The organism is Methylobacterium sp. J-118 (assembly GCF_057836565.1).
Map to the genome: position 1 here is coordinate 4,101,080 of NZ_JBYQFA010000001.1, position 22,255 is coordinate 4,123,334.

Below are 22,255 nucleotides of genomic sequence, written 5' to 3' on the forward strand. Positions count from 1 at the left end.
CGCAGCGCTCACAGGGCGCTGCGAGACGCGGTCGACCCGCCCATTCGCCCCCTCAGGGCGGGTCGACCGTCATCGGATTCGGACGGCTCCGGTCGCGGGGCGCGGCAACCAATCGCCGCGCCGCGCATAGGGTGGGGTGGAACGAGGAGTCCCATCCGCATGAACGCCTTCATCGCCGTGGTCCTGGTCTGCGCCAACGGCCTCGCCCAGGAGGCCTGCACGGACGATCAGGCCCTAGAGGTGCGCAAGGTCCGCGTCGCCAACGAACTCGGCTGCGCCACCGGCTGGCAGGAGATCATCGCCCGCACCGAGCGGCGCGACGAGATCGGCAAGAGTGCCTATCTCAAGACGGAGTGCCGCCGGGTGAAGGCAGAGCCGTGACGGCCGCGCTACCGCTCGTACTTGATGTAGGCGAAGCGCGGATCAGTGGGCGTCCCTTCGAGGCCCTGGCCCTCCAGCCCGGGCTGCCAGGACACGACCTCCTCGATCTTCCGCGCCAGGGCGAAGTCCTTGTCGGTGATGCCCTTGGCGGCGTGGTTCATCAGCCGCACCTCGACCCAGGCGTAGGACGCGGTCAGGTCGGGGTGGTGCCAGGCCGCCTCGGCGAGGTGCCCCACGGTGTTGATCACCATGAGCGTGCTTTTCCAGCCGGAGGTCTTGTAGGTCCGGCGGATCCAGCCGTCCTCCAGCCGCCAGGCGGGCAATTCGGCCTTGAGCCGCGCCTCCACGGTCGCGTCGTCCAATGCGCCTTCACGTCGCTCGGTCATGTCCGGCGTCCCTCTCAAGTCGGTCCCGCGCGGCAGGGTGCCGCCGCATCCTGTCCTGCGCAAGCGGTCCCTTCCGGTGGACGCAGCGCTATGCGGGCCCTATGACCTTTTTCCAATGGCGCCGGGACAAGTCCGCACCCCAGTCTGCCGGCTTTCAAGACTGCGCAATACGATGGGAGAAGGCGTGATGCTGTCACGGCGCGCGATGCTCGCCGGGGGTCTGCTCGGCGGCCTCGGCTTGCGGGCGGCGCGGGCCGACGCGCCGGTGATCCGCCTCGGGAGCCTGCCCTTCGGCACGTCGACCTGGGAGGCGGCGGTGATCAAGGCCCGCGGCCTCGACGCCGCCAACGGCTTCCAGCTCGACGCCGTCAAGCTCGCCGGCAACGACGCCGCGCGGATCGGCTTCATCGGCGGTCAGGTGGACACGATCATCGGCGACCTGCTCTGGGCGGCCCGCCTCGGCAACGACGGGCAGGCGGTGCGCTTCATCCCCTATTCCACCTCGGAGGGCGCCGTGATGGTGCCGGCCGACAGTCCGATCCGGAGTCTCAAGGACCTCGACGGCAAGCGCCTCGGCGTGGCCGGCGGGCCCCTCGACAAGAACTGGCTGCTGCTCCGGGCGCAGGCCAAAGACGCCGCCGGCATCGATCTGGAGCACGCCGCCGAGATCGCCTACGGCGCGCCGCCGCTCATCACCCTGAAACTGGAGCAGGGGGCGCTCGACGCGGCGCTGACCTACTGGACCTACTGCGCGCGCCTCGAAGCCAAGAAGTTCCGCCGGCTCGTCGGCGCCGAGGACATCATGCACGCCCTCGGGGTCACGGGGGACGTGGCGCTGATCGGCTACCTCTTCCAGGATGCCACCGTGAAGGAGAAGCCCGACGCGGTGGCGGGTTTCGCCCGGGCCTCGCGCGCCGCCAAGGACATGCTCGCCCAGGACCCGTCGACCTGGGAGATCGTGCGCCCGCTGATGGCCGCGGAGGACGACGCGACCTTCGAGGCGTTGAAGCGCGATTTCCTGGCCGGGATCCCGCGCCGGCCCGTCGCGGAGGAGCGGGCCGACGCCGAGACGCTCTACGCCGTGATGGCACGGCTCGGTGGCTCGCGCCTCGTCGGAAAGGGCACCGGCCTGCCCCCCGGCCTCTATTACGACACCGGCCGCAATGGCTGAGGCGGCCGGCCGCCGCGGTCCCGCGATGTGGCTCCGGATCGCCGGAACCGCACGGGCGTGCTGACCCGGATCGCATCCCTGCTGGTGCTCGTCGCCGCGTGGCAGGCCGCCGCGTTGGAGGCCAAGTCCCGCCTGCTGCCGGCACCCCTGGCGGTGCTGCGCTTCATCGGGCAGGAGGCCGAGCGCGGCGACCTCCTCCACAATGTCGGCGTCACCCTGCTGCGGGTGGCGATCTCCTTCGCGGTGGCGATGGCGCTCGGCATCGCCCTGGGGGTGGCGCTCGGCCGCTCGAAGGCCGCCGACCTGACGCTCGACACGCCGCTCCTCGTGCTCCTCAACACGCCGGCGCTGGTCATCACCGTGCTGGCCTATGTCTGGGTCGGGCTGACCGAGACGGCCGCGATCCTCGCCGTGGTGCTGAACAAGCTCCCCAACGTCGCGGTGATCGTGCGGGAGGGTGCCCGCAACCTCGATCCCGGCCTCGACGAGATGGCCAAGGTCTACCGGCTGGACCGCCGCGACTGGGTCGGCGATGTACTGATCCCCCAGCTCCAGCCCTACATGGTCACTGCCGCGCGCTCGGGCATGTCGCTCGCCTGGAAGATCGTGCTGGTGGTGGAGTTGCTCGGCCGCCCCGACGGCGTCGGCTTCGCGATCAACTACTACTTCGTCCAGAGCACCGATGTGGCCGCGATCATCGGCTACAGCCTCGTCTTCATGGCGGTGATGATCGGTATCGACGTCCTCCTGCTCCAGCGGCTCGAAGCCCATGTCCGCCGTTGGCGCTGATCCCGTCCTGCGCGTCGCGATCGATTCGAAATGGTATCGCCCCCGGGGCGGCGAGCCGGTCGAGGCGGTCCGCGACCTCGCCTTCGCGGTCGGGGCCGGCGAGATCGTCTGCCTGATCGGCCCCTCGGGCGCCGGCAAGACCACGACCCTGCGGATCCTGCTCGGGATCGATCCGGCCTTCGAGGGCCGCGTCGCCGGGGCAGAGGGGGCCGGGATGGTGTTCCAGGAGCCGCGGCTCCTGCCCTGGCGGAGCGTCGAGCACAATGTCCGCCTCGGCCTGCCGCGGGCACGGCGCGGTCGCGACCTCGACGACCTGTTCGCGCGGCTCGGGCTGAGCGCGTGGCGCGGCAGATATCCGAAGGCGCTCTCGCTCGGGATGCAGCGGCGCGTGGCCCTCGCCCGCGCCCTCGCCGACGGCCCGCGGGTGCTGGTGCTCGACGAGCCCTTCGTGTCCCTCGACGATGCCGCCGCCGCCGAGCTGCGCGCGCTGGTGGTCGACACGGTCGATCGGGCCGGCATGAGCGTCCTGATGGTGACGCACAACGTCGCCGAGGCGATCGGCATCGCCGATCGGCTGCTCCTCGTCTCGCGCCGGCCCGCCCGCCTGATCGCGGACGTCCCCCTCGATCGGCCGCGCAAGTCCCGCGACCGCGCCTGGGCGGAGGAGACCCGAGCCGGCCTCGCGGCGCGGCATCCGGACATCATCGCGGTGTAGAGGCCCGGCTCCGGAGGGGGCGCCCGCTCTCGGGAAGCGCCGACGCGCGCGGCGGCGCGGCTCAGTTCGCCTTCGCGTCCACGTCCAGCCGGTCGAGCACGGCGGCCGGGGAGCGCGCCGCCCCGAGATCGATGAAGCCGATGCCGGCGGGCTCCTTGGCCCTGGCGTGCAGGACCAGCTTGCCGGGCTTCAGGACGAACTGCCCCATGGCGGCGCCGATTCCCTTGGCGGCGGGGCCGTTGCCGAGGATGATCGGCACGCCGAGCAGGCTCGCGGTGACGTATTCCTTGCGCAGCTCCTCCGGCTTGAGGCTGAGATCCTTCGACTGCGCCGCCAGGAAGCGCTCGAACAGGCCGGCATTCTCTACCGTCAGGTCGAGGTTCTTGGCGCTCCCCGAGAACATCAGCAGCGTCGCCGCCGGGAGCGTCCCAGACAGCAGTTCGGGTCCGATCCCGCCCAGCGTTCCGGCAAGGCGGACGGTGCCGACATCCCGCCCGGAGAGCACGACTTCGCGCACGGACAATTCGCGCGCCGTCTCGTCCACGGTCGCGTCGGCCACGAGGTCGAGGTCGAGGTCGCGATAGCCATAGGCCGGCAGCATGCCGACGATCGGCTGGCCGGCGAGCAGATCCGCGGGCAGGCTCAGGCCGGACAGGGTCAGGCGGCTGCTGCTCGGCACGCCGTCGCTCGGCGGACCGACGGCGAGGGTCGCGACGCGCAGGGCGATCCGGCGCGACGGGTGCGGAGCGACCGTGACCGCGAGGGGATCGCCGGCCCGCGGCTCCGGGGCCTTGGGATCACCGAGCCTCCCGACGACCGGCCGGTTCGGCTCGAGGGCCGGGCCGCGACCGGGCAGCCGTCCGTCCCGCGGGGGAACGCGGTCGGCTTCGGCCTCCGGGGGGAGTTCGATCGACAGGTCGTTGAGGCTGAGGTCGCCGACCTGCGGCGTGAGGCGGCGCATCTCCGCGTCGGACAGGCCAGCCGCGGGGCCGGGTTCGGCGGCGATGGCCTGCAAGGCCGCCACCGTGGGGGCCAGCGAAGTCCCGCGGAGGGTGAGGCGACCGATCCGGGCGCGCAGGCTGCCCCGGGTCAGCGCCAGGTCCTCGAGCCGCGTGCCGGCCTCCGGTCCCGCCGACGCGTAGGCGACCCGGCGGATCTCGAACAGCAGGGGGCCTCTCGGGTCGGCATCGCTGACGCTCAGGCCCTGCATCTCCAGGCTCCCGAGCGTCGTCGCGCCGATCAGGTCCGCCGCGGCGCCCGCGAAGACGCGACGGTCGTTCGGCTCCGCGAAGCCCGCACCCACGATGGCGAAGGCGCCGTTCCAGCCGTCCGGGATCTGCCGGCCGCCGAGGTCGCGTCCGTTCAGGCTCGTGATCTTTAAGGTGGTCCCGCGCGCGTCCGAATAGGTGACGTCCGAAACCTGGATCGTGCCGTAGACCCTTTGGACCGGTCCCTTGCCGTCCCCCGAGACGGTGTAGAGGCGGCTGAGTGCCGCGAGGTCGAGGTCGGTCGCCCGTACGGCCCCGTAGGTGCCCGAGCCGCGGTTCGGCCCGGAAACCACGCTGACGGTCGCGCCCGCGGCCGTCAGTTCGCCGACGCGGCCCGCCCGGACGTCCCGGGCGACGACGTCGCGGTAGGTGACGGTCTGGCGGTTCTCCCCGGGCCCGGCATTCTCGGAGGTGAGGACCGGGACGGTCAGGCTTCCGGCATCGAGCCGCGTCAGGCGCTCGTTCCACGGGACCGCGGAGTCGGGCCGCAGGATCGCTTCGAGATCCTCCTTCGACAGGCGCGTCCCGCTCGCCGTCAGCTTGGGCGCCTTGAGCAGCGTGCCCCCGAGGGGCAGGACCACGTCGGTGACCGTCACGTCCTGAACGGCGGCGGCGCCCTCCTGCGCGGCGAGCGGCCCGGGGCAGGCGGCGAGGCCGAGCAGCACCGACACCCCGGCCGCCGCCAGGGCCGACCGGAGGCGGGATCGAGCCTTCGGGTGGATCATGGCAGGGTCCGGACCTGAGCTCTCGGGCGAAGCCCGTAGGCCTGCCGCGTTTTCCCGGGCGAGGCAATCGCACGCGCCGGCGCAGGGCGTCGCGCCGCCACGAGTGTCGTAAGGGAGCAACGGCCGGCGGCGCGCCGGAGCGGACGCGGAGCCGGAGGCGGGCGGTCGCCCTACAGCGAGAACGAGGTGCCGCAGCCGCAGGAGGCCGTGGCGAGCGGGTTCTCGATCTTGAACGACTGGCCGATCAGGTCGTTCACGAAATCGATGATCGAGCCGTTCATGTATTCCAGCGAGATCGGGTCGACGATCACGGTGGCGCCGTTGCGCTCGATCGCGATGTCCTGGGCCTCGCGGCTCCGGACGATGTCGAAGGCGTAGGAGAAGCCCGAGCAGCCGCCGCCGTTGACGCTGATCCGCAGGGACGAGCCGGAGGGCTCGGAGACCATGATCTCGTTGATGCGCTTGGCGGCGCGGTCGGTCAGGATGATTTCAGCCATCGGTCTCTGGCCACGCATTCGTTCGGTGGACGTCGCCGCCGGGCCGTTGCCCTGGACGTCATGACCGACAAGATATGGGTCCTGAGCCTGCGCCGCAACGCGTCGGGTGGGGGAGGGGTCATGATCGGGATGCGCGACACAGCGGGCGGATGCCGTGCGGGCTAACGGCGAGCGTTGGCGCGCGCCCTACGCCACGGATCCGGCCCGAACCCGCGGACGCCTGATCCCGGAGGACGCCTCGCCGACCCGGAGCGACTTCCAGCGCGACCGCGACCGGATCATCCACTCCACGGCGTTCCGGCGGCTGAAGCACAAGACCCAGGTCTTCGTGCATCATGAGGGCGACCATTACCGGACCCGGCTGACCCACACCCTGGAGGTCAGCCAGATCGGCCGGGCCCTGGCCCGGGCGCTGGGGCTCGACGAGGATCTCGCCGAGGCGCTGGCGCTCAGCCACGACCTCGGCCACACCTGTTTCGGCCATACCGGCGAGGACGCCCTCGACGCCTGCATGGCCGCCCATGGCGGGTTCGACCACAATGCCCAGACCCTGCGGATCGTCACGCGGCTGGAGCGGCGCTACGCCGGGTTCGACGGGCTCAACCTTGCCTGGGAGACCCTGGAGGGGCTGGTCAAGCACAACGGCCCGCTGCTCGATGCCGACGGCCGGCCGACGCCGCGCTACGCCGACCGGGGCATCCCGGCGGCGATCCTGGAATACGACGCGCTGAACCCCCTCGACCTGTGGAGCCAGGCCGGTCCCGAGGCGCAGGCCGCCGCGCTCGCCGACGACATCGCCTACGCGGCCCACGACCTCGACGACGGCCTGCGCGCCGGCCTGTTCGAGATCCCGGACTTGCGGGAGGTCCCGTTCCTGGCCGAACTCCTGGACGAGATCGACCGGCTCCACCCGGACCTGGAGCCGTCCCGCCAGATCCACGAGCTGGCGCGGCGCGTGATCACGCGCTTCGTCGAGGACGTGATCCGCGAGGGCGGCCGCCGGATCGCCGCGCTCGAACCCCGCAGCGTCGCGGATATCCGCCGGGCGGGTGACCCGGTGATCGCGTTCTCGCCGGAGATCGCCGCGGCGGATGCCGACATCATGCGCTTCCTCTGGCGGCGGATGTACCGGCATCCCGGGGTGGTGGCCGTGCGCAAGAAGGCCGAAATCATCGTCAACGACCTGTTCGCGCGTTTCACCGCCGACCCGGTGCGGATGCCCGACGAGTGGAGCGCCGGCCTTGACGGCGCGGGGCCGGCGCGCATCGCCCGCCGGGTCGCCGACTACATCGCCGGCATGACCGACACCTACGCGGTGCTGGCGCATCGCAAGCTCCACGACACGACCCCGGACCTGCACTGGGCGTTGCCGAGCCGGGGATTGCCCCTCGCCGAGCCCTGAGCGACGTCCCACCGGTGCCGTGACACCCTATCGCCCCCTTGCTAGACGGCCCGGGCGGGCGCAGGCCGGACGGGCCGGGCGACGCGATTGCGCGCGAGCGAGACCGAGACCGATGAACATTTTCGCTCTGTTCGAGGCGCGCGTGCGCGAGGCCGTCGAGGCGCTGACGCGCGCCGGCCAGCTGCCCGAGGGCCTCGATCTCGGCCGCGTGGTCGTCGAGCCGCCGCGCGACCCGTCGCATGGCGACCTCGCCACGAACGCCGCCCTGGTCCTGGCCAAGGAGGCCCGGACCAACCCGAAGGCGCTGGGCGAGGCCCTGGCGGCGGAGCTGCGCGGCGATCCGCGGGTCATCGAGGCCAGCGTCGCCGGCCCCGGCTTCATCAATCTGCGCCTCGCGCCGGCGATCTTTCACGCGGTCCTGTGCAGCGCCCTCTCGGAGCCGGAGGCGTTCGGCCGGGCGCAGATGCAGGGCGGCGCGATCAACGTCGAGTACGTCTCGGCCAATCCCACCGGACCGATGCATGTCGGCCACGGCCGCGGCGCCGTGTTCGGCGACGCCCTGTGCAATCTCCTGGTGGCCGCCGGCCGGACGGTGACCCGGGAGTATTACATCAACGACGCGGGCACCCAGGTCGACGTGCTCGCCCGCTCGGCCTTCCAGCGCTACCGCGAGGCGCTGGGCGAGCCCTTCGCCATCGGCGAGGGCCTGTATCCCGGCGACTATCTCAAGCCCGTGGGCGTGACGCTGGCGGAGGCCCATGGCCGCAGCCTGCTCGATCAGCCCGAGGCCGCGTGGCTGCCTCTGGTGCGCGAGACCGCGCTCGGCATGATGATGGACATGATCCGGTCCGATCTCGCGGCGATCGGGATCCGGCACGACGTGTTCTTCTCCGAGCGGACGCTCCAGCAGAGCGGCGCCGTGAAGGCGCTCCTTCAGGAACTGCGCGAACGCGGGCTCGTCTATGAGGGGCGCCTGCCGCCGCCCAAGGGCCAGCTCCCCGACGATTGGGAGGACCGCGAGCAGACCCTGTTCCGCACCAAGGAGTTCGGGGACGACAGCGACCGGCCGCTGCTCAAGTCCGACGGGTCCTACACCTACTTCGCCTCCGACATCGCCTATCACCGAAGGAAGTACCTGGCGGGCGCCACCGAGCTCATCGACGTGCTGGGCGCCGACCACGGCGGCTACGTGAAGCGCATGCAGGCCGCCGTGAAGGCCGTGAGCGACGGCAGGGCGACCCTCGACGTCAAGCTCTGCCAGCTGGTGCGGCTGTTACGCGCAGGCGAGCCGGTGAAGATGTCGAAGCGGGCCGGCGAGTTCGTGACCCTGCGGGACGTCATCGACGAGGTCGGGCGCGACGCGATCCGCTTCATGATGCTCTACCGCAAGAACGACGCGACCCTGGACTTCGACCTTGCCAAGGTCGTCGAGCAGTCGAAGGACAATCCGGTCTTCTACGTGCAGTACGCCCATGCCCGGGTGCGTTCGGTCCAGCGTCAGGCCCGCGAGGCTTTCCCCGCGGCCGACCTGTCCGGCCCGGCCCTGCTCGCCGAGGCGGATCTCGGCCTGCTCACTGATTCGGGGGAGGGCGAGATGATGCGGCTCATCGCCCAGTACCCGCGGGTGCTCGAATCCGCCGCCGCCGCGCATGAACCGCACCGGATCGCGTTCCATCTCTATGAGACCGCCTCGGCGCTCCATAGTTTCTGGAACAAGGGCAAAGACTTGCCGCAATTACGGTTTGTTAATGCAACCGATCGAAAGTCGACCTGGGCCCGGCTGGCGCTCGCCGAAGCTCTGCGGAGCACGCTTGCCGCGGGCCTCGCGGTGCTCGGTGTGACCGCGCCGGACGAGATGCGATGACGGACCCGAGACCATCGGGCCTGTGACCGGCGCTGATGTGAGGATGCTGCCATGACGAACGCTTCGCGCGCTCAGGTCGATCTGGACGCCCTCGCGCGCGATCTGCGTCACGATACGACACGCGGATCGCAGGACGGGGCCAAGCCCGATCCGCTGGCCGAACTGGCCCGGATTGTCGGGCAGGACGACCCGTTCCGCGCCCTGCTGGCGGCCCGCGATCAGATGCGCGCGGTGGCGCCCGCGCAGCCGCAGACGGGCTGGAACGGCCGGGTCGAGCCGAGCTTCGCCCCCGAGCCGGCCAAGCCGAATCCGGCCGACGCCTTCGACCAATACCTCGCCTCTGTGGAGCGTGACACGCATCACGAGGAGGCCCCGTACGGCGCCGGGGCCGATGCGGCCGAGCACGGTGCCGAGGACGGCTACGCGGAGGACCGTCCCCTCCGGCGCGTGAACCCGCGCCGGCGACTCGTCTCAGTGGGGGCCGGCATCGCCGTCGTGGCGGTCGCGGTCACGGGGGCGCTGACCTACAAGGGCCTGCACAGTTCGACCCCCGGCGGCGTGCCGGTGGTCCAGGCCGATGCGACGCCCCTCAAGGTTGCGCCCAAGGTCGCCGACGGCGTCGAGATCCCGGATCAGAACCGGCAGATCTACGATCCGAAGGGCAAGAAGGACGGCCAGATCAAGATCGTCAATCGCGAGGAGCAGCCCCTCGACGTGGCCGAGGCGGCGCGTGCCGCCCAAGGTCCCGCACCGGCCGGAACCAGCCAGGGCGGCACCACGCCGGGCAACGGCCCGTTCGAGGCGTTCGGCGAGCCCCGCCGGGTCCGGACCGTCGCGGTGAAACCCGAGGCGCCGCCCGCGCCCCCGGCCCGGGAGGCGCAGGCCGATGCCGGCCCGAGCCCGATCCCCACCATGGTTCTGCCCACCGACGAACCGCCCGCGCCGCCCGCCGCCAAGACCAGGCCGGTCCGGCAGGCCGCGGCCTCCCTGGCGCCCGCGACGCCCGCTTCCGTGGAGGCGCCGCCGGCCCCGACGCCGGTCGAGGCGCCGCCGCCCCGGCCCGTGGCCGTCAAGCCCGCGCCGAAGGCGGTTCAGCGGGTCGCCAGCGCGGCCCCGGACACGACCGCCAGCACCACGACCTCCGACGATGCCGGCCTGAGAAGCGGCCCCGTGGGCGGCTTCTCGGTGCAGCTCGGCGTGCGCGGCTCGGCCGCGGAGGCGCGGGCGGCCTTGCATCAGATGCAGGGCAAGTACAGCGAGCTCGCCGGCAAGCCCGAACTCATCCGGCAGGCGGAGGTCAACGGCAAGACCATCTTCCGCGTCCGCGTCGGGCCGCTGGAGAAGGCCGAGGCGTCCAGCCTGTGCAGCACCCTGCAGAGCGCGGGCGGCCAGTGCTTCGTGGCCAAGAACTGAGCCGCTGAATCCACCTCCCGGCCGGTCACTGCGGTGACGACCCCGGAGCGAGCGACGGACTGATCGGCGGGGGCCTCGACCCGCCGGTTCGCCCCTGGGCAGCCGCCGCTGGCGAGTCCCGGCGGCAACACAGGCCCGCCACCAACCGGGGCGGCCGCCCCGCGCCGCCGATTCGTCTTGCCGGCTCCCCGTTCCCGCCCGACTCTGCGCGCATCGATTCGGCCCGCCCGAAACAGTCTTCGCTCCGCGCGCATCCCCGAGTAGTCCCCGAGACGTCCCGATGACCTCCCGTGCCCTGATCCTCGGCTGTGCCGGCAAGTCGCTCTCCGCCGAGGAAGCGGCCTTCTTCCGCGACGTGCGGCCGTGGGGGTTCATCCTGTTCAAGCGGAACATCGGCACGCCCGACGAGGTCCGCGCCCTGACCGCCGCCTTGCGCGATTGCCTCGGCTCCGCGACCGCCCCGATCCTGATCGACCAGGAGGGCGGCCGGGTCCAGCGGATGGGACCGCCGCACTGGCCGGCCTATCCGGCGGGCGGACGCTACGGCCGGCTGAACGGCAGCGCCACCGCGATCGCCCGTCTCGGCGCCCGCCTGATGGCGCACGATCTGGCCGATGTCGGCATCAACGTCGATTGCGCCCCCGTGCTCGACGTTCCGGCCCCCAGCGCCCACGACATCATCGGCGACCGGGCCTATGGGACGAACCCGGCCTCGGTCGCCGAGATCGGCCGGGCGGTCGCCGAAGGCCTGATGGCCGGCGGAGTCCTGCCGGTGATGAAACACATCCCGGGGCACGGCCGCGCCGCCTGCGACAGCCATCTCGGTCTGCCGATCGTCGAGGCGAGCCGCGAAGCGCTGGCGGCGCAGGATTTCCGGCCGTTCCGGGCCCTGGCCGACCTGCCGATGGCGATGAGCGCCCACGTGGTCTTCACCGCCATCGACCCCGAGCGCCCGGCGACGCAATCGGCCACCGTCATCCGGGAGGTGATCCGCGGCGAGATCGGGTTCAACGGCCTGCTGATGACCGACGATCTGTCGATGCAGGCGCTGACCGGGACCTTCCGCGCGCGGGCCGAGCGGGCCTTCGCCGCGGGCGTCGATCTCGGCCTCCACTGCAACGGCGCGATGGACGAGATGCGGTCGGTGGCCGAAGCGGCCCCGGCGCTCGACGGCCGCGCTGCGGAACGGGCCGCCGCGGCGCTCGCGCGGCTCGATCCGGCCGGCGACGACCTGGACGTGCCGGAGGCCCGGGCGCGGTTCGCGGCGGCCCTGGCGGCGGCCTGAACCGAGGTCCTGACCCGCGGCCTTCCACCACCCCTGGCACCGCCCGTGCTTGTGTTCGGGCGGCGCGATCCCTAGGTTCGCCCCGAAATCCTCAACCGGACGTGGCGTCCCGCTCCCGCTTCCTCGGGGCGCACGCAGGAGGTTGCCATGGGCAGCATGAGTATCTGGCACTGGGTCATCGTCGCGGTCATCGTGATGCTGCTCTTCGGACGCGGCAAGGTCTCCGACCTGATGGGCGACGTCGCCAAGGGCATCAAGGCGTTCAAGAAGGGCATGGCGGAGGACGACACGCCCCAGGCGACACAGGCCCCCGTGGTGCCCGGCGAGCCGGTCCGCACCATCCCCCATACCGCCGAGCCCAGCCCCGGCACCGCCATCCCGGCGAGCCACATTCCGGGCGGCGAACGCAAGCCGGTCTGAGGGCAAGCTCCTCTGAGGGGAAGCCCCTCTGAGGGACTGTCAGGGGACGTGCGCTGGTGTAGAGCCTGGCGGGGCCCGGGCTTCGGTTCGGTTCCCAGGGCAGCAGGACCGTCGACGACATGCTGGACATGAGCTGGGGCGAGGTGATGCTGATCGGCGGCGTCGCCCTCATCGTCATCGGGCCGAAGGATCTGCCGAAGGCGCTGCGCACCGTCGGGCAGATCACTTCGAAGCTGCGCCGCATGGCCGGCGAGTTCCAGATGCAGTTCAACGAGGCGATCCGCGAGGCGGAGCTCGACGAGGTTCGCAAGGAGGTCGACGGCATCCGCAATACGGTGCGGAATGCGGGTTCGACCTTCAATCCCGTCCAGACCATCCGGGACGAGCTGAAGGGCGCGGTCGAGGGCCGGGCCAAGGTCGGGCCGGAGAAGCTCGGCCCCGAACTGCCGGCCGGGGAGACGCGCTCCCTCGCCGACGCGACGGCGCAGCTGAAGGCCGAACAGGACGCCGTGCCGCCGGCAGAGCCGAACTCCCCGGAGCCGCCGCCGGCCGTCGCGCATGCCGAGGCGCCGCTCCCGGTATCCGGCTCGGTGGACGATCCGTTCGGGCCGCCGCCCGACCCGCCCGTCGTGCATCCCACCTCCGTCGATCCGAAGAACGGCGCCGTCGTCCGATGATCACCGACGCGGACGAGGCCGAGATCGAGGCCTCCCGGGCGCCCCTGCTCGAGCATCTGATCGAACTGCGCGCGCGGCTGATCAAGTCGCTGATCGCCTTCGTGATTATGTTCTTTGGCTGTTTCTTCTTCTCGCGGGATATCTACAATATCCTGGTCTATCCGTATGTCTCGATCGTCGGCGTGCAGAATGCCGAGCTGATCGCCACGCATTTCCTCGAACAGGTGTTCACCAACATCAAGCTCAGCGTCTTCGGGGCGGCCTTCCTGGCCTTCCCGGTGATCGCCACGCAGATTTACGCCTTCGTGGCGCCGGGCCTCTACCGTAACGAGCGCAAGGCGTTCCTGCCCTATCTGGTGGCGACGCCGATCTTCTTCGTGCTGGGCGCGCTGGTGGTGTTCTTCCTGGCGATGCCGCTGTTGATCAAATTCTCGGTGTCGCTGCAGCAGGTCGGCGTCGCCGGGGAGCCGACGATCAAGCTGCTGCCCAAGGTCGACGAGTATCTCTCGCTGATCATGACGCTGATCTTCGCCTTCGGCATCGCCTTCCAGCTGCCGGTGGTCCTGACCCTGCTCGGCCAGATCGGGATCATCGACGCGGCTTTCCTGCGCGAGAAGCGCCGCTACGCGATCGTCCTGGTCTTCGTGGCCGCCGCCGTGCTGACGCCGCCGGACGTGATCTCGCAGCTCTCGCTGGCGGTCCCGATGCTGCTGCTCTACGAGGCCTCGGTGTTCTCGGTGTCCCGCGTCGAGAAGCTGCGCGCGGCGCGGCGGGCGGCGGAAGGCCTGGATCCGTGAGGGGCGACCGGCTCAGTCGGGTGCCCGCAGGCGGTAGCCGACGCCGGTCTCGGTGAGCAGGTAGCGCGGGCGCTCCGGGTCCGGCTCGAGCTTCTGGCGCAACTGGCGCATGTAGACCCGCAAATATTGCGGGTCCGAGGTGGCCGGCGCGTGGCGCATGAGCTGGGCGTGCGTCAGCACCTTGCCGGCATGCTGCACCAGGACGCGCAGGAAGTCGTATTCCCGCGGCGACAATTTCACCTCCCGCTCGCCCACGCGCACAATCCGGCGCACGAGATCGACCGAGAGGTCGTCCAGGCGGAAGACCGGCCGTTCGCCCTGCATGGCCAGCCGGTGCCGGAGTGCCGTGCGGATGCGGGCGAGCAGCTCGTTCATGCCGAAGGGCTTCGTCACGTAATCGTCCGCCCCGAGATCCAGGGCCTCGACCTTGCCGCGCTCATCGTCGCGGCTCGATAGGATCAGGACGGGCAGGTCCGGCCAGCGCTCGCGGATCGCCGCGAGCAGCGCGTGGCCGGACATGTCGGGCAGTCCGAGATCGAGGATGGCGAGGTCGATGCCCCCCGCCGCCAGGGCGGCGAGCGCCGCCGCCCCGTCGCCGGCTTCGACGACGCTGTACTCCTGGGTGCCGAGGCCGGTCCGGAGAAGGCGCCGGATCGGCGGCTCGTCGTCGATCACCAGGATGCTGGCCGAGGCAGTCACGCGGCGCTCTCCTCGCAGGCCCGATCCGGGGGCATCGGCCTCATCCCACCCGCAGCAGCACGTGCCGCTTCTTGCCGAAGGAGAGTTTGATGACGCCGTCGTCGGTCAGATCCCCCTGGCGGAGCATCGCCTTCTCGTCCGTCACCGGCACGTCGTTGACGCGCAGGCCGCCGCCCTTGATCTGGCGCCGGGCCTCGCTGGTGGAGGGCACCAGCTTGGCGATCTCGGGGCCGAAGGCGGTCAGCACGCCGAGCCCGGCCTCCAGCGTGGCGACAGGCACGGTGACGCTCGGCAGATCGGCGGCCAGCGTCCCCTCCACGAAGGTCTTGCGCGCGGTCTCGGCGGCGGCCTCGGCGACGTCGCGGCCATGCATCAGCGCCGTCGCCTCCGTGGCCAGCACCATCTTGGCCGCGTTGATCTCGGAGCCGGCGAGCGCGGCGAGGCGGCCCACCTCCGCCATCGGCAGCAGGGTGAACAGCTTCAGGAAGCGGGCGACGTCGGCATCCTCGGTGTTCCGCCAGAACTGCCAGTAATCGTAGGGCTTCAGCATCTCCGGGTTGAGCCAGACGGCACCCGCGGCGGTCTTGCCCATCTTGGCGCCCGACGAGGTCGTCAGGAGCGGGCAGGTCAGGGCGTAGAGCTGCGGCGTGCCCATGCGCCGGCCGAGATCGATGCCGTTGACGATGTTGCCCCACTGGTCCGAGCCGCCCATCTGCATGACGCAGCTGTAGCGGCGGTTCAACTCTACGAAGTCGTAGGATTGCAGGATCATGTAGTTGAACTCCAGGAACGAGAGTTCCTGGTCGCGCTCCAGGCGCAGGCGGACGCTGTCCATCGACAGCATGCGGTTCACCGAGAAATGGCGCCCGACATCGCGCAGCATCTCGATGTAGTTGAGCTTCGTCAGCCATTCGGCATTGTCGACCATCACGGCATCGCCCGCGCCTGCGCCGAAGCGCAGGAACCGGTCGAAGGTCTTGCGGATCTCGGCCTTGTTGGCGTCGATCTGCTCGACGGTCAGAATCTTGCGCGTCTCGTCGCGCCCGGACGGGTCGCCGACCCGGGTCGTACCGCCGCCCATCAGGGCGATCGGCTTGCCCCCCGTGGCCTGGAGCCAGTGCAGCATCATGATCGAGAGCAGGTGCCCGACATGGAGCGAGGGCGCCGTGCAATCGTAGCCGACATAGGTCGTCAGCCGGCCCTCGACGGCCGCGGCGTCGATCCCGGCGAGATCCGAGGTCTGGTGGATGTAGCCGCGCTCGGTCAGGATCCGCAGGAAATCGGATTTCGGCGCGAAGCTCTCGGCGGTCATGGATGCCATCTCGGGTCGCTCGCGTCGCGCGACAGGCCGAGGCTCCGCGTGCTAGCTCGCGCTGGGGTCAGGATACGGCGCGCTCTTAGCAGGGCGTTCGCGGAAAGGCACGGGGCAGGACGGCATGGCGATGATGCGCGCGATCGGGCTGATGAGCGGCACCTCGCTGGACGGCGTCGACATCGCCCTGATCGAGACCGACGGCGAGGGGGTCCACGTGGTCAAGGGCCACAACAACTTCCTCGAGCCGCTGGGGCCGACCGGCTACCGCGGCTACAGCGACGACGAGAAGACGCTCCTGCGTGCCGCCACGAAGGACGCGGAGTCCGTCCTGCATCCCGGCGACCGGCCCGGCCGCCTGCCGGAGGCCGAGGCCTTCGTCACGCGGGCCCACGCCGAGGCCGTGGAGCGCTTCCTGGCCGAGAACGGCCTTGCCGCGGCCGACATCGACGTGATCGGCTTCCACGGCCAGACCGTGATCCATCGGCCGGACCAGCGGATCTCGATCCAGATCGGCGACGGGCAGGCGATGGCCACCCGGCTCGGCATCCCGGTGGTCTCCGACCTGCGAAGGGCCGATATCGAGGCGGGCGGCCAGGGGGCGCCGCTGGTGCCGGTCTTCCACAAGGCGCTCGCCGAGGCCTCGGGCTTCGACGGGCCGTTCGGCATCCTCAATATCGGCGGCGTCGCCAACGCGACGCTGATCGATTCCCGGGGCGGCGTGATCGCCTTCGATACCGGACCGGGCAACGCGCTCATCGACGAGTGGATGCAGGAGCGTGAGGGCAAGAACCTCGACGATGGCGGCCGCACCGCCGCCCGGGGCCGGGCTGACGAGCCGCTGCTCGCCTGGCTGCTCATGCACCCGTTCTTCTTCCGCCGGCCGCCGAAGTCGCTGGACCGGAACTGGTTCTCGCACAAGCTGGCGGGCCAGCTCTCCACCGAGGACGGCGCCGCAACGCTCACGGCCTTCACGGCGCGGGCTGTGGCCCGGGCGCTGGACCACGCCCCCGAGATCCCCACCCGCTGGATCGTGGCCGGCGGCGGCGCCCGCAACGGTGAGCTGGTGCGGCTGCTGAATTACCACCTGCGCGCCGAGATCACGACAGCGGACGCGATCGGCTGGTCCTCGGCCTACCTGGAGGCGCAGGCCTTCGCGTATCTCGCCGTGCGCTCGTTGAAGGGCCTGCCGATCACCTTCCCGTCGACCACCGGGGTGCGCGAGCCGATGACCGGCGGGGTGCTGGCGCGACCGTGAGTTTGGGCTACGCGCTGCGGCGAATCATCGAGGAATACCCGCTCGCCCGCCTCGACCCGCCGGCCGGGCATCCGCTCGCGGCCGTCATCCGGAAAGGGGCGCCGGACGAGTTGCGCGCCGCCCTCGAACCGATCGATGGACCGTTCCTGGTCAAGGGCAGTCCCGGGCGCGGCATCCACTGGGCTGCCGTTCCCTGGCTGGCCGTGTTCGACCCGGCCGTCACCACCAGCGCGACGCGCGGCTACTATCTGGTCTACCTGTTCCCGGCGCACCGCGAAGTCGTTCACCTGTCGCTGGCGCAGGGGACCGTGGCGGCGATCCGCGCACATGGGATAGGCGCGGGCGATCATCTCAGGGCGAGCGGCTCGATGCTCCGGGCACACCTTGAGGATTTCGCAGACCGGCTCCCAAACCGGACGATCAGCCTCGGCACATTGGGCGAGTTGCCAGAGGGCTACGAGGCCGCACATATCCTCGGCACGACCTACGACCACGATGCCCTCGGGGACGAACGGCGGCTGCGAACCGATCTTGCCGTGGCCGTGGCTGCCTACCGGGCGCTCAAGGCGCGGGGCGGTCTTGCGCTGGGAAGCCGGCTTGTCACGAGCGTCGACAGCAGGGGGTGACGACGGATGCGCGCTGGTCTCGCGCCTTCCATATCGAAGCGAATTACGCCACGCTTTTCGCGGATCTCGAATGAGTCGCGCAGGTGGATAACGCACTTTTCCCCTCGAAACCGACGGCGCGTTCCGTGTTGATCGCGAATGAACGTACGAAGCTGACGGCGATGTACGTCAACGCGATAGCCGGTTCGATCTTCACGGTGGGCGGTTTGGCACCGATTTTCGCAGTGCTATACACGTCAGGCCCTCCGAGCCCGCCGGTACCGGTGATCGTTGGTCTTGCCGTGATTTGCTGGATCACGAGCGGCACCTTACATTATGCGGCACGGCGCTACCTGAAGGAGTTGCAAGGATGAGCCTCCTGAATGTCATTGTCGTGCTCAGCGTCCCGGCAGCGGCTCTCGTTCTCGGACTTGGGGCCATCCGTTATGCGCGGCGGGCCGATGGTCGCTGAGGATCACGCAGGGTGAATGTGATCCGGTTCCGCCGATCGGCTTGAGCAGGAGGCGGAATAAGACGGTAGTCAGACGTTTGTGCCCCCGCCGCTCCCGCGCTAAGGCAGCCGCGCCATGTCGCACAACACCTTCGGCCACCTGTTCCGCGTCACGACCTTCGGCGAGAGCCACGGGGTCGCGCTGGGCTGCGTGGTCGATGGCTGCCCGCCCGGCCTGCCGCTGGAGGTTGAGGAGATCCAGGCGGAGCTCGACCGCCGCAAGCCCGGCCAGTCGCGCTTCACCACGCAGCGCCGCGAGCCCGATCAGGTGAAGATCCTGTCCGGCGTGTTCGCCGACGACCGCACCGGCGGACGCCAACTCACCACCGGCACGCCGATCGCGCTGACCATCGAGAACACCGACCAGCGCTCGAAGGATTATTCCGAGATCCGCGACAGCTATCGGCCCGGCCACGCCGACTACACCTACGAGGCCAAGTACGGCATCCGCGACTATCGCGGCGGCGGCCGCTCCTCCGCCCGGGAGACCGCGGCGCGGGTCGCCGCCGGGGCCGTGGCGCGCAAGGTCATCCCCGGCATCATGATCCGGGCCGCTCTCGTCCAGATGGGTCCGCACGCCGTCGACCGGTCGCGCTGGGACTGGGCGGAAACCGGCAACAATCCGTTCTTCTGCCCCGATGCCGAGACGGCCGCCTTCTACGAGACCTATCTGGACGGGATCCGGAAGGACGGCTCGTCGGTGGGTGCGGTGATCGAGGTCGTGGCCGAGGGCGTGCCGCCGGGTCTCGGCGCACCGGTCTACGGCAAGCTTGACGCGGATCTCGCAGCCGCCATGATGTCGATCAACGCCGTGAAGGGCGTCGAGATCGGCGACGGGTTCGCGGCGGCCGCCCTGCGGGGCGAGGACAACGCCGACGAGATGCGCGCCGGCAATAGCGGGCATCCGCGCTTCCTCGCCAACCACGCGGGCGGGATCCTCGGCGGCATCTCCAGCGGCGAGCCCGTGGTGGTCCGCTTCGCCGTCAAGCCGACCTCCTCGATCCTGACGTCGCGGCGCTCCGTCACCCGCGACGGCGCGGAGGTGGACCTCGTCACCAAGGGCCGCCACGATCCCTGCGTCGGCATCCGCGCCGTCCCGGTGGCGGAGGCCATGATGGCCTGCGTGCTCGCCGATCACTATCTGCGCCATCGCGGACAGGTCGGGCAGCAGCCCTGATCCCGCGACCGGCCCCAACGATTCGAGAATGCCCGTGCCCCATTGCACCGTCACCGAGGCCATCGCGGCCTTCGCCAAGGGCGAGATCGTGGTCGTCACCGACGACGACGACCGCGAGAACGAGGGCGATCTCGTCGTCGCCGCCTCGCTCTGCACGCCGGAGAAGATGGCGTTCATCATCCGCAACACCTGCGGCATCGTCTGCGCGCCGCTGTCGCAGAGCGAGGCGCGCCGCCTCCACCTCGCCCCGATGGTGGCCTCGAACGATGCGCCGCTGGGCACCGCCTTCACGGTCACGGTGGACGTCAAGCACGGGCTGACCACGGGCATCTCGGCGGAACAGCGCTGCAACACGGTGCGGGCGCTCGCCAACGGCAATATGGGCGCGGGCGATTTCGTCCGGCCCGGCCATGTCTTCCCGCTGATCGCCCGGGACGGCGGCGTGCTCATGCGCTCGGGCCATACCGAGGCCGCGGTCGACCTGTGCAAGCTCGCCGAGCTGCCGCCGGTCGGGGTGATCTGCGAACTCGCCAACGACGACGGCACCGTGATGAAGGGGCCGCAGATCGAGGCTTTCGCGACGACGCACGGGCTCAAGCAGGTCTCGGTGGCCGATCTCATCGCCTACCGGCAGGCCCGCGACCGGCTGGTGGAGCGGGTCGGGCACTTCCCGGTCCGGTCGAATCACGGGGACATGACCGCCTACGTGTTCTCGACGCCGTTCGAATCGATCCAGCAATTCGCCTTCGTGATGGGCGAGATCGGCGACGGCCGCGACGTGCTGGTGCGGCTCCACCGGTCCAACGTCGCCGCCGACGTGATCGGCGGGGGCCGGCAGATCGACGCGGTGCTGAAACGGTTCGCGGCCGCCGGGCGCGGGGTGCTGGTCTACCTGCGCGACGGGACCGCGGGCGTGCCGGTGATGAGCGTGACCGAGGAGGGGACAGAGGCGCAGCGCGCCCGCCAGTGGCGCGAGGTCGGCCTCGGCGCCCAGATCCTGCGCGACCTCGGCGTGGTCTCGATCCGCAACCTCGCGACGTCGTCGCGGGCGTATGTCGGCCTCTCGGGCTTCGGCATCGAGCTCCTGGGCGACGAACCTCTGGAGGGGTGAGCGACGCGCGTCAGGCGCGCCGCGCGACGGTCCAGATCGCGGCGCCCGCCATGATGGCGGCTGCACTCCGATTCAGCCGCGTCCGGAAGCGGGGTCTGCGCAGCGAGTCCCGCGCCCGCGCCGCCAGGGCGGCATAGGGCGTCATCACCAGGACGAGGACCGACGCGGTCAGGCCCACGAGGGTGGCGTAATCGCCGGGCGTGACGGCGCGAAGGTCGACCAGTGTCGGCAGCACGGCCAGATAGAAGACGATCGTCTTGGGGTTGGCCAGGGTGATGGTGAGCCCGGCGACGAAGCTCGCCAGCGGCCGGTCGGCCGGGCCGCCCTCCACCCGATCGGTTTGCCCGGCCGAGCGCCACAGACGCACCGCCAGATAGGCCAGATACAGGCCGGCGCAGAGCCGAACCACGATGAAGACCTCGCCCAGTGTCTCCGCGATCAGGGCCAACCCGAACACCGCGGCCGACAGGAAGGTCAGATCGCCGAGGATCAACCCGGCCGAGAACGCCATGGCGGCCCTGAAGCCGGAACCGAGGGCGCGCGCGATCAGGGCGACGACGCCGGGACCGGGTACGGCGGCGGCGACGCCGAGCGCCAGGGCGTAGGTCAGGAAGCCGGCGAGGGTCATCGCGCCATATTCCGGGCGACCGCCGCGCGGGCCCGAACCCGGTTGATCAGATTCGCCCGCCCGCCCGCTCGCATGATTCTCGATGCTCCCTGAACGCGCCGATTATGTCCGCTCTGGCACCGGCGGCAATCGGGAGAACCGGAAGGAAGCTTACCGCCCCATCAGCGCGTCCACATGCGCGGCGGTCGACTTGGCCAAGCCCTCCAGGCTGTAGCCACCCTCCAGCACCGAGACGATGCGCCCGCCAGCGCAGCGGTCCGCCAGCTCCATCAACCGGCGCGTCGCCCAACCGAAATCCTCCGCCTCGAGCTGCAGGTTCGCGAGCGGATCGAGGCGATGGGCGTCGAACCCCGCGGAGATCACGATCACGTCCGGCCGGAAGGCCTCGAGGCGCGACAGGATGCCGACCTCGAACGCTTCGCGAAAAACCGCCCCGTCGTCGTTCGGCCGCAGGGGCACGTTGACGATCGTGTCCTTGTCGCCCCGCTCAGAGGCGGCGCCGGTGCCGGGATAGAGCGGCATCTGATGGGTGGAGCAGTACAGGACCGAGCCGTCGTCCCAGAAGATGTCCTGGCTGCCGTTGCCGTGGTGGACGTCCCAGTCGACCAGCGCCACGCGCTCCGCACCGTGCCGCGTCCGGGCATAGCGGGCCGCGATGGCGGCGTGGTTGAACAGGCAGAATCCCATGGACCGCGTCCGCTCGGCGTGGTGGCCGGGGGGGCGCATGGCCACGAAGGCGTTGCGGCACTCGCCCGCGACGACGGCGTCCATGGCGTGCGTCGCCCCCCCGATGGCCCGCAGGGTCGCCTCCAGGCTGCCGGGGGACAGGATCGTGTCCGAATCGATCCCGACCATGCCGTGCTCCGGCACCGCCGCCACCAGGGCGTCGACGTAGCTGCGCGGATGGACGAGCGTGGCGGTCTCGACCTCCGCCCGGGGCGCCGAGGCCCGCACGAGGTTGGCGAAGCGCTCGTCCTCCAGCGCACGCTCCACGGCCCGCATCCGGGCCGGTCGCTCCGGGTGACCCTCGGGCACCGCGTGATCGAAGCTGGCGGGATGGCTGACGTACAGAGTGGTCACGACGGTCGCTCCCGGGTCCGATCCTGTCGCGCGCCTGCAACAGGAGCCGGCAATGTGCCACGGGCGCAACGCGTGGACTACGGC

Annotated in this window: 23 protein-coding genes; 16 read left to right on the forward strand and 7 right to left on the reverse strand. The window is 70.8% G+C overall.

What is annotated here, in order from left to right; all coding sequences use genetic code 11:
- Positions 1-159: 159 nt before the first annotated feature.
- A complete protein-coding gene (locus tag AC3IF3_RS19875; RefSeq protein ID WP_243967110.1) occupies positions 160-381 on the forward strand; it encodes a hypothetical protein in 222 nt (73 codons plus the stop codon).
- Positions 382-389: 8 nt separating this feature from the next.
- Here AC3IF3_RS19875 and AC3IF3_RS19880 read toward each other — a convergent pair whose 3' ends face one another.
- Entirely contained in the window at positions 390-767 is a 378-nt protein-coding gene (locus AC3IF3_RS19880) for a 4a-hydroxytetrahydrobiopterin dehydratase (protein ID WP_243967111.1), read from the reverse strand.
- Between the two features lie 187 nt (positions 768-954).
- Here AC3IF3_RS19880 and AC3IF3_RS19885 point away from each other — a divergent pair, with 187 nt between their 5' ends.
- The 3 genes from AC3IF3_RS19885 to AC3IF3_RS19895 are packed head-to-tail and all read left to right on the forward strand — an operon-like array spanning position 955 to position 3,442.
- Positions 955-1,938, forward strand: a complete 984-nt coding sequence (locus AC3IF3_RS19885; RefSeq protein ID WP_489230000.1) for an ABC transporter substrate-binding protein — start codon at positions 955-957, stop codon at positions 1,936-1,938.
- A gap of 57 nt (positions 1,939-1,995) precedes the next feature.
- Positions 1,996-2,727 carry an ABC transporter permease gene (locus AC3IF3_RS19890; RefSeq protein WP_489230001.1) on the forward strand — a complete coding sequence of 244 codons (732 nt, stop codon included), beginning with the start codon at positions 1,996-1,998 and terminating at the stop codon, positions 2,725-2,727.
- Entirely contained in the window at positions 2,708-3,442 is a 735-nt protein-coding gene (locus tag AC3IF3_RS19895) for an ABC transporter ATP-binding protein (protein ID WP_489230002.1), read from the forward strand. The genes AC3IF3_RS19890 and AC3IF3_RS19895 overlap by 20 nt, the downstream gene beginning before the upstream one ends.
- Positions 3,443-3,503: 61 nt before the next feature.
- Here AC3IF3_RS19895 and AC3IF3_RS19900 read toward each other — a convergent pair whose 3' ends face one another.
- Both AC3IF3_RS19900 and AC3IF3_RS19905 read right to left on the reverse strand, forming a co-directional pair.
- Complete coding sequence (locus AC3IF3_RS19900) at positions 3,504-5,435, reverse strand: hypothetical protein (protein ID WP_489230003.1); 1,932 nt, start codon at positions 5,433-5,435, stop codon at positions 3,504-3,506.
- A 170-nt stretch (positions 5,436-5,605) separates the two neighbouring features.
- Positions 5,606-5,932, reverse strand: coding sequence for a HesB/IscA family protein (locus AC3IF3_RS19905; protein WP_489230004.1), 327 nt, complete (start codon positions 5,930-5,932; stop codon positions 5,606-5,608).
- 154 nt (positions 5,933-6,086) lie between these two features.
- Between AC3IF3_RS19905 and AC3IF3_RS19910 the strand changes: the two genes are divergently transcribed.
- The 7 genes from AC3IF3_RS19910 (at position 6,087) to tatC (ending at position 13,790) form a co-directional block, all read left to right on the forward strand.
- Positions 6,087-7,334: a deoxyguanosinetriphosphate triphosphohydrolase gene (locus tag AC3IF3_RS19910; protein WP_489230005.1), complete on the forward strand. Its 1,248-nt coding sequence runs from the start codon at positions 6,087-6,089 to the stop codon at positions 7,332-7,334.
- A gap of 112 nt (positions 7,335-7,446) precedes the next feature.
- Positions 7,447-9,198, forward strand: a complete 1,752-nt coding sequence (gene argS, locus AC3IF3_RS19915) for an arginine--tRNA ligase (RefSeq protein WP_489230006.1) — start codon at positions 7,447-7,449, stop codon at positions 9,196-9,198.
- A gap of 51 nt (positions 9,199-9,249) precedes the next feature.
- Positions 9,250-10,611: an SPOR domain-containing protein gene (locus tag AC3IF3_RS19920; protein WP_489230007.1), complete on the forward strand. Its 1,362-nt coding sequence runs from the start codon at positions 9,250-9,252 to the stop codon at positions 10,609-10,611.
- 280 nt (positions 10,612-10,891) lie between these two features.
- The gene (nagZ, locus tag AC3IF3_RS19925) at positions 10,892-11,896 is read left to right on the forward strand and encodes a beta-N-acetylhexosaminidase (RefSeq protein ID WP_489230008.1); all 1,005 of its coding nucleotides are present in this window, start codon (positions 10,892-10,894) and stop codon (positions 11,894-11,896) included.
- A 147-nt stretch (positions 11,897-12,043) separates the two neighbouring features.
- Positions 12,044-12,316, forward strand: a complete 273-nt coding sequence (locus AC3IF3_RS19930; protein WP_243967122.1) for a twin-arginine translocase TatA/TatE family subunit — start codon at positions 12,044-12,046, stop codon at positions 12,314-12,316.
- 119 nt (positions 12,317-12,435) lie between these two features.
- A complete protein-coding gene (gene tatB, locus AC3IF3_RS19935; RefSeq protein ID WP_243967123.1) occupies positions 12,436-12,993 on the forward strand; it encodes a Sec-independent protein translocase protein TatB in 558 nt (185 codons plus the stop codon).
- Positions 12,990-13,790, forward strand: a complete 801-nt coding sequence (gene tatC / locus AC3IF3_RS19940) for a twin-arginine translocase subunit TatC (RefSeq protein WP_489217770.1) — start codon at positions 12,990-12,992, stop codon at positions 13,788-13,790. Before tatB ends, tatC begins: the two co-directional genes overlap by 4 nt.
- A gap of 12 nt (positions 13,791-13,802) precedes the next feature.
- Here the strand turns inward: tatC and AC3IF3_RS19945 are convergent, their stop codons facing one another.
- Together AC3IF3_RS19945 and tyrS are read right to left on the reverse strand one after the other, a co-directional pair.
- Positions 13,803-14,489, reverse strand: coding sequence for a response regulator (locus AC3IF3_RS19945; protein ID WP_489230009.1), 687 nt, complete (start codon positions 14,487-14,489; stop codon positions 13,803-13,805).
- Positions 14,490-14,529: 40 nt separating this feature from the next.
- Complete coding sequence (tyrS, locus tag AC3IF3_RS19950) at positions 14,530-15,801, reverse strand: tyrosine--tRNA ligase (protein WP_489231345.1); 1,272 nt, start codon at positions 15,799-15,801, stop codon at positions 14,530-14,532.
- Positions 15,802-15,925: 124 nt separating this feature from the next.
- Between tyrS and AC3IF3_RS19955 the strand changes: the two genes are divergently transcribed.
- The 5 genes from AC3IF3_RS19955 to ribB all read left to right on the forward strand — a co-directional run bounded on the left by AC3IF3_RS19955 (position 15,926) and on the right by ribB (position 20,463).
- A complete protein-coding gene (locus tag AC3IF3_RS19955; protein WP_489230010.1) occupies positions 15,926-17,059 on the forward strand; it encodes an anhydro-N-acetylmuramic acid kinase in 1,134 nt (377 codons plus the stop codon).
- On the forward strand, positions 17,056-17,685 hold the full coding sequence (locus tag AC3IF3_RS19960) for a DUF3578 domain-containing protein (RefSeq protein WP_489230011.1): 630 nt from the start codon (positions 17,056-17,058) through the stop codon (positions 17,683-17,685). The genes AC3IF3_RS19955 and AC3IF3_RS19960 overlap by 4 nt, the downstream gene beginning before the upstream one ends.
- 83 nt (positions 17,686-17,768) lie before the next feature.
- Positions 17,769-18,038 (forward strand): amino acid transporter protein, encoded by a 270-nt coding sequence (locus AC3IF3_RS19965; protein ID WP_489230012.1) that lies wholly within the window; start codon positions 17,769-17,771, stop codon positions 18,036-18,038.
- A gap of 213 nt (positions 18,039-18,251) precedes the next feature.
- Entirely contained in the window at positions 18,252-19,352 is a 1,101-nt protein-coding gene (gene aroC, locus AC3IF3_RS19970) for a chorismate synthase (RefSeq protein WP_489217775.1), read from the forward strand.
- A 34-nt stretch (positions 19,353-19,386) separates the two neighbouring features.
- On the forward strand, positions 19,387-20,463 hold the full coding sequence (gene ribB / locus AC3IF3_RS19975) for a 3,4-dihydroxy-2-butanone-4-phosphate synthase (protein ID WP_243967180.1): 1,077 nt from the start codon (positions 19,387-19,389) through the stop codon (positions 20,461-20,463).
- 10 nt (positions 20,464-20,473) lie between these two features.
- Here ribB and AC3IF3_RS19980 read toward each other — a convergent pair whose 3' ends face one another.
- Together AC3IF3_RS19980 and AC3IF3_RS19985 are read right to left on the reverse strand one after the other, a co-directional pair.
- Positions 20,474-21,091: a LysE family translocator gene (locus AC3IF3_RS19980; RefSeq protein WP_489230013.1), complete on the reverse strand. Its 618-nt coding sequence runs from the start codon at positions 21,089-21,091 to the stop codon at positions 20,474-20,476.
- Between the two features lie 150 nt (positions 21,092-21,241).
- The gene (locus tag AC3IF3_RS19985) at positions 21,242-22,171 is read right to left on the reverse strand and encodes a histone deacetylase family protein (RefSeq protein ID WP_489230014.1); all 930 of its coding nucleotides are present in this window, start codon (positions 22,169-22,171) and stop codon (positions 21,242-21,244) included.
- Between the last annotated feature and the right edge of the window lie 84 nt (positions 22,172-22,255).

Excerpts from the sequence above, each read along its gene's own strand:
- AC3IF3_RS19875 (WP_243967110.1), top strand. The coding sequence starts at position 160 with ATGAACGCCTTCATCGCCGTGGTCCTGGTCTGCGCCAACGGCCTCGCC.
- AC3IF3_RS19880 (WP_243967111.1), bottom strand. The coding sequence starts at position 767 with ATGACCGAGCGACGTGAAGGCGCATTGGACGACGCGACCGTGGAGGCG.
- AC3IF3_RS19885 (WP_489230000.1), top strand. The coding sequence starts at position 955 with ATGCTGTCACGGCGCGCGATGCTCGCCGGGGGTCTGCTCGGCGGCCTC.
- AC3IF3_RS19895 (WP_489230002.1), top strand. The coding sequence starts at position 2,708 with ATGTCCGCCGTTGGCGCTGATCCCGTCCTGCGCGTCGCGATCGATTCG.
- AC3IF3_RS19900 (WP_489230003.1), bottom strand. The coding sequence starts at position 5,435 with ATGATCCACCCGAAGGCTCGATCCCGCCTCCGGTCGGCCCTGGCGGCG.
- AC3IF3_RS19905 (WP_489230004.1), bottom strand. The coding sequence starts at position 5,932 with ATGGCTGAAATCATCCTGACCGACCGCGCCGCCAAGCGCATCAACGAG.
- argS (WP_489230006.1), top strand. The coding sequence starts at position 7,447 with ATGAACATTTTCGCTCTGTTCGAGGCGCGCGTGCGCGAGGCCGTCGAG.
- AC3IF3_RS19920 (WP_489230007.1), top strand. The coding sequence starts at position 9,250 with ATGACGAACGCTTCGCGCGCTCAGGTCGATCTGGACGCCCTCGCGCGC.
- nagZ (WP_489230008.1), top strand. The coding sequence starts at position 10,892 with ATGACCTCCCGTGCCCTGATCCTCGGCTGTGCCGGCAAGTCGCTCTCC.
- AC3IF3_RS19930 (WP_243967122.1), top strand. The coding sequence starts at position 12,044 with ATGGGCAGCATGAGTATCTGGCACTGGGTCATCGTCGCGGTCATCGTG.
- tatB (WP_243967123.1), top strand. The coding sequence starts at position 12,436 with ATGCTGGACATGAGCTGGGGCGAGGTGATGCTGATCGGCGGCGTCGCC.
- tatC (WP_489217770.1), top strand. The coding sequence starts at position 12,990 with ATGATCACCGACGCGGACGAGGCCGAGATCGAGGCCTCCCGGGCGCCC.
- tyrS (WP_489231345.1), bottom strand. The coding sequence starts at position 15,801 with ATGACCGCCGAGAGCTTCGCGCCGAAATCCGATTTCCTGCGGATCCTG.
- AC3IF3_RS19955 (WP_489230010.1), top strand. The coding sequence starts at position 15,926 with ATGGCGATGATGCGCGCGATCGGGCTGATGAGCGGCACCTCGCTGGAC.
- aroC (WP_489217775.1), top strand. The coding sequence starts at position 18,252 with ATGTCGCACAACACCTTCGGCCACCTGTTCCGCGTCACGACCTTCGGC.
- AC3IF3_RS19980 (WP_489230013.1), bottom strand. The coding sequence starts at position 21,091 with ATGACCCTCGCCGGCTTCCTGACCTACGCCCTGGCGCTCGGCGTCGCC.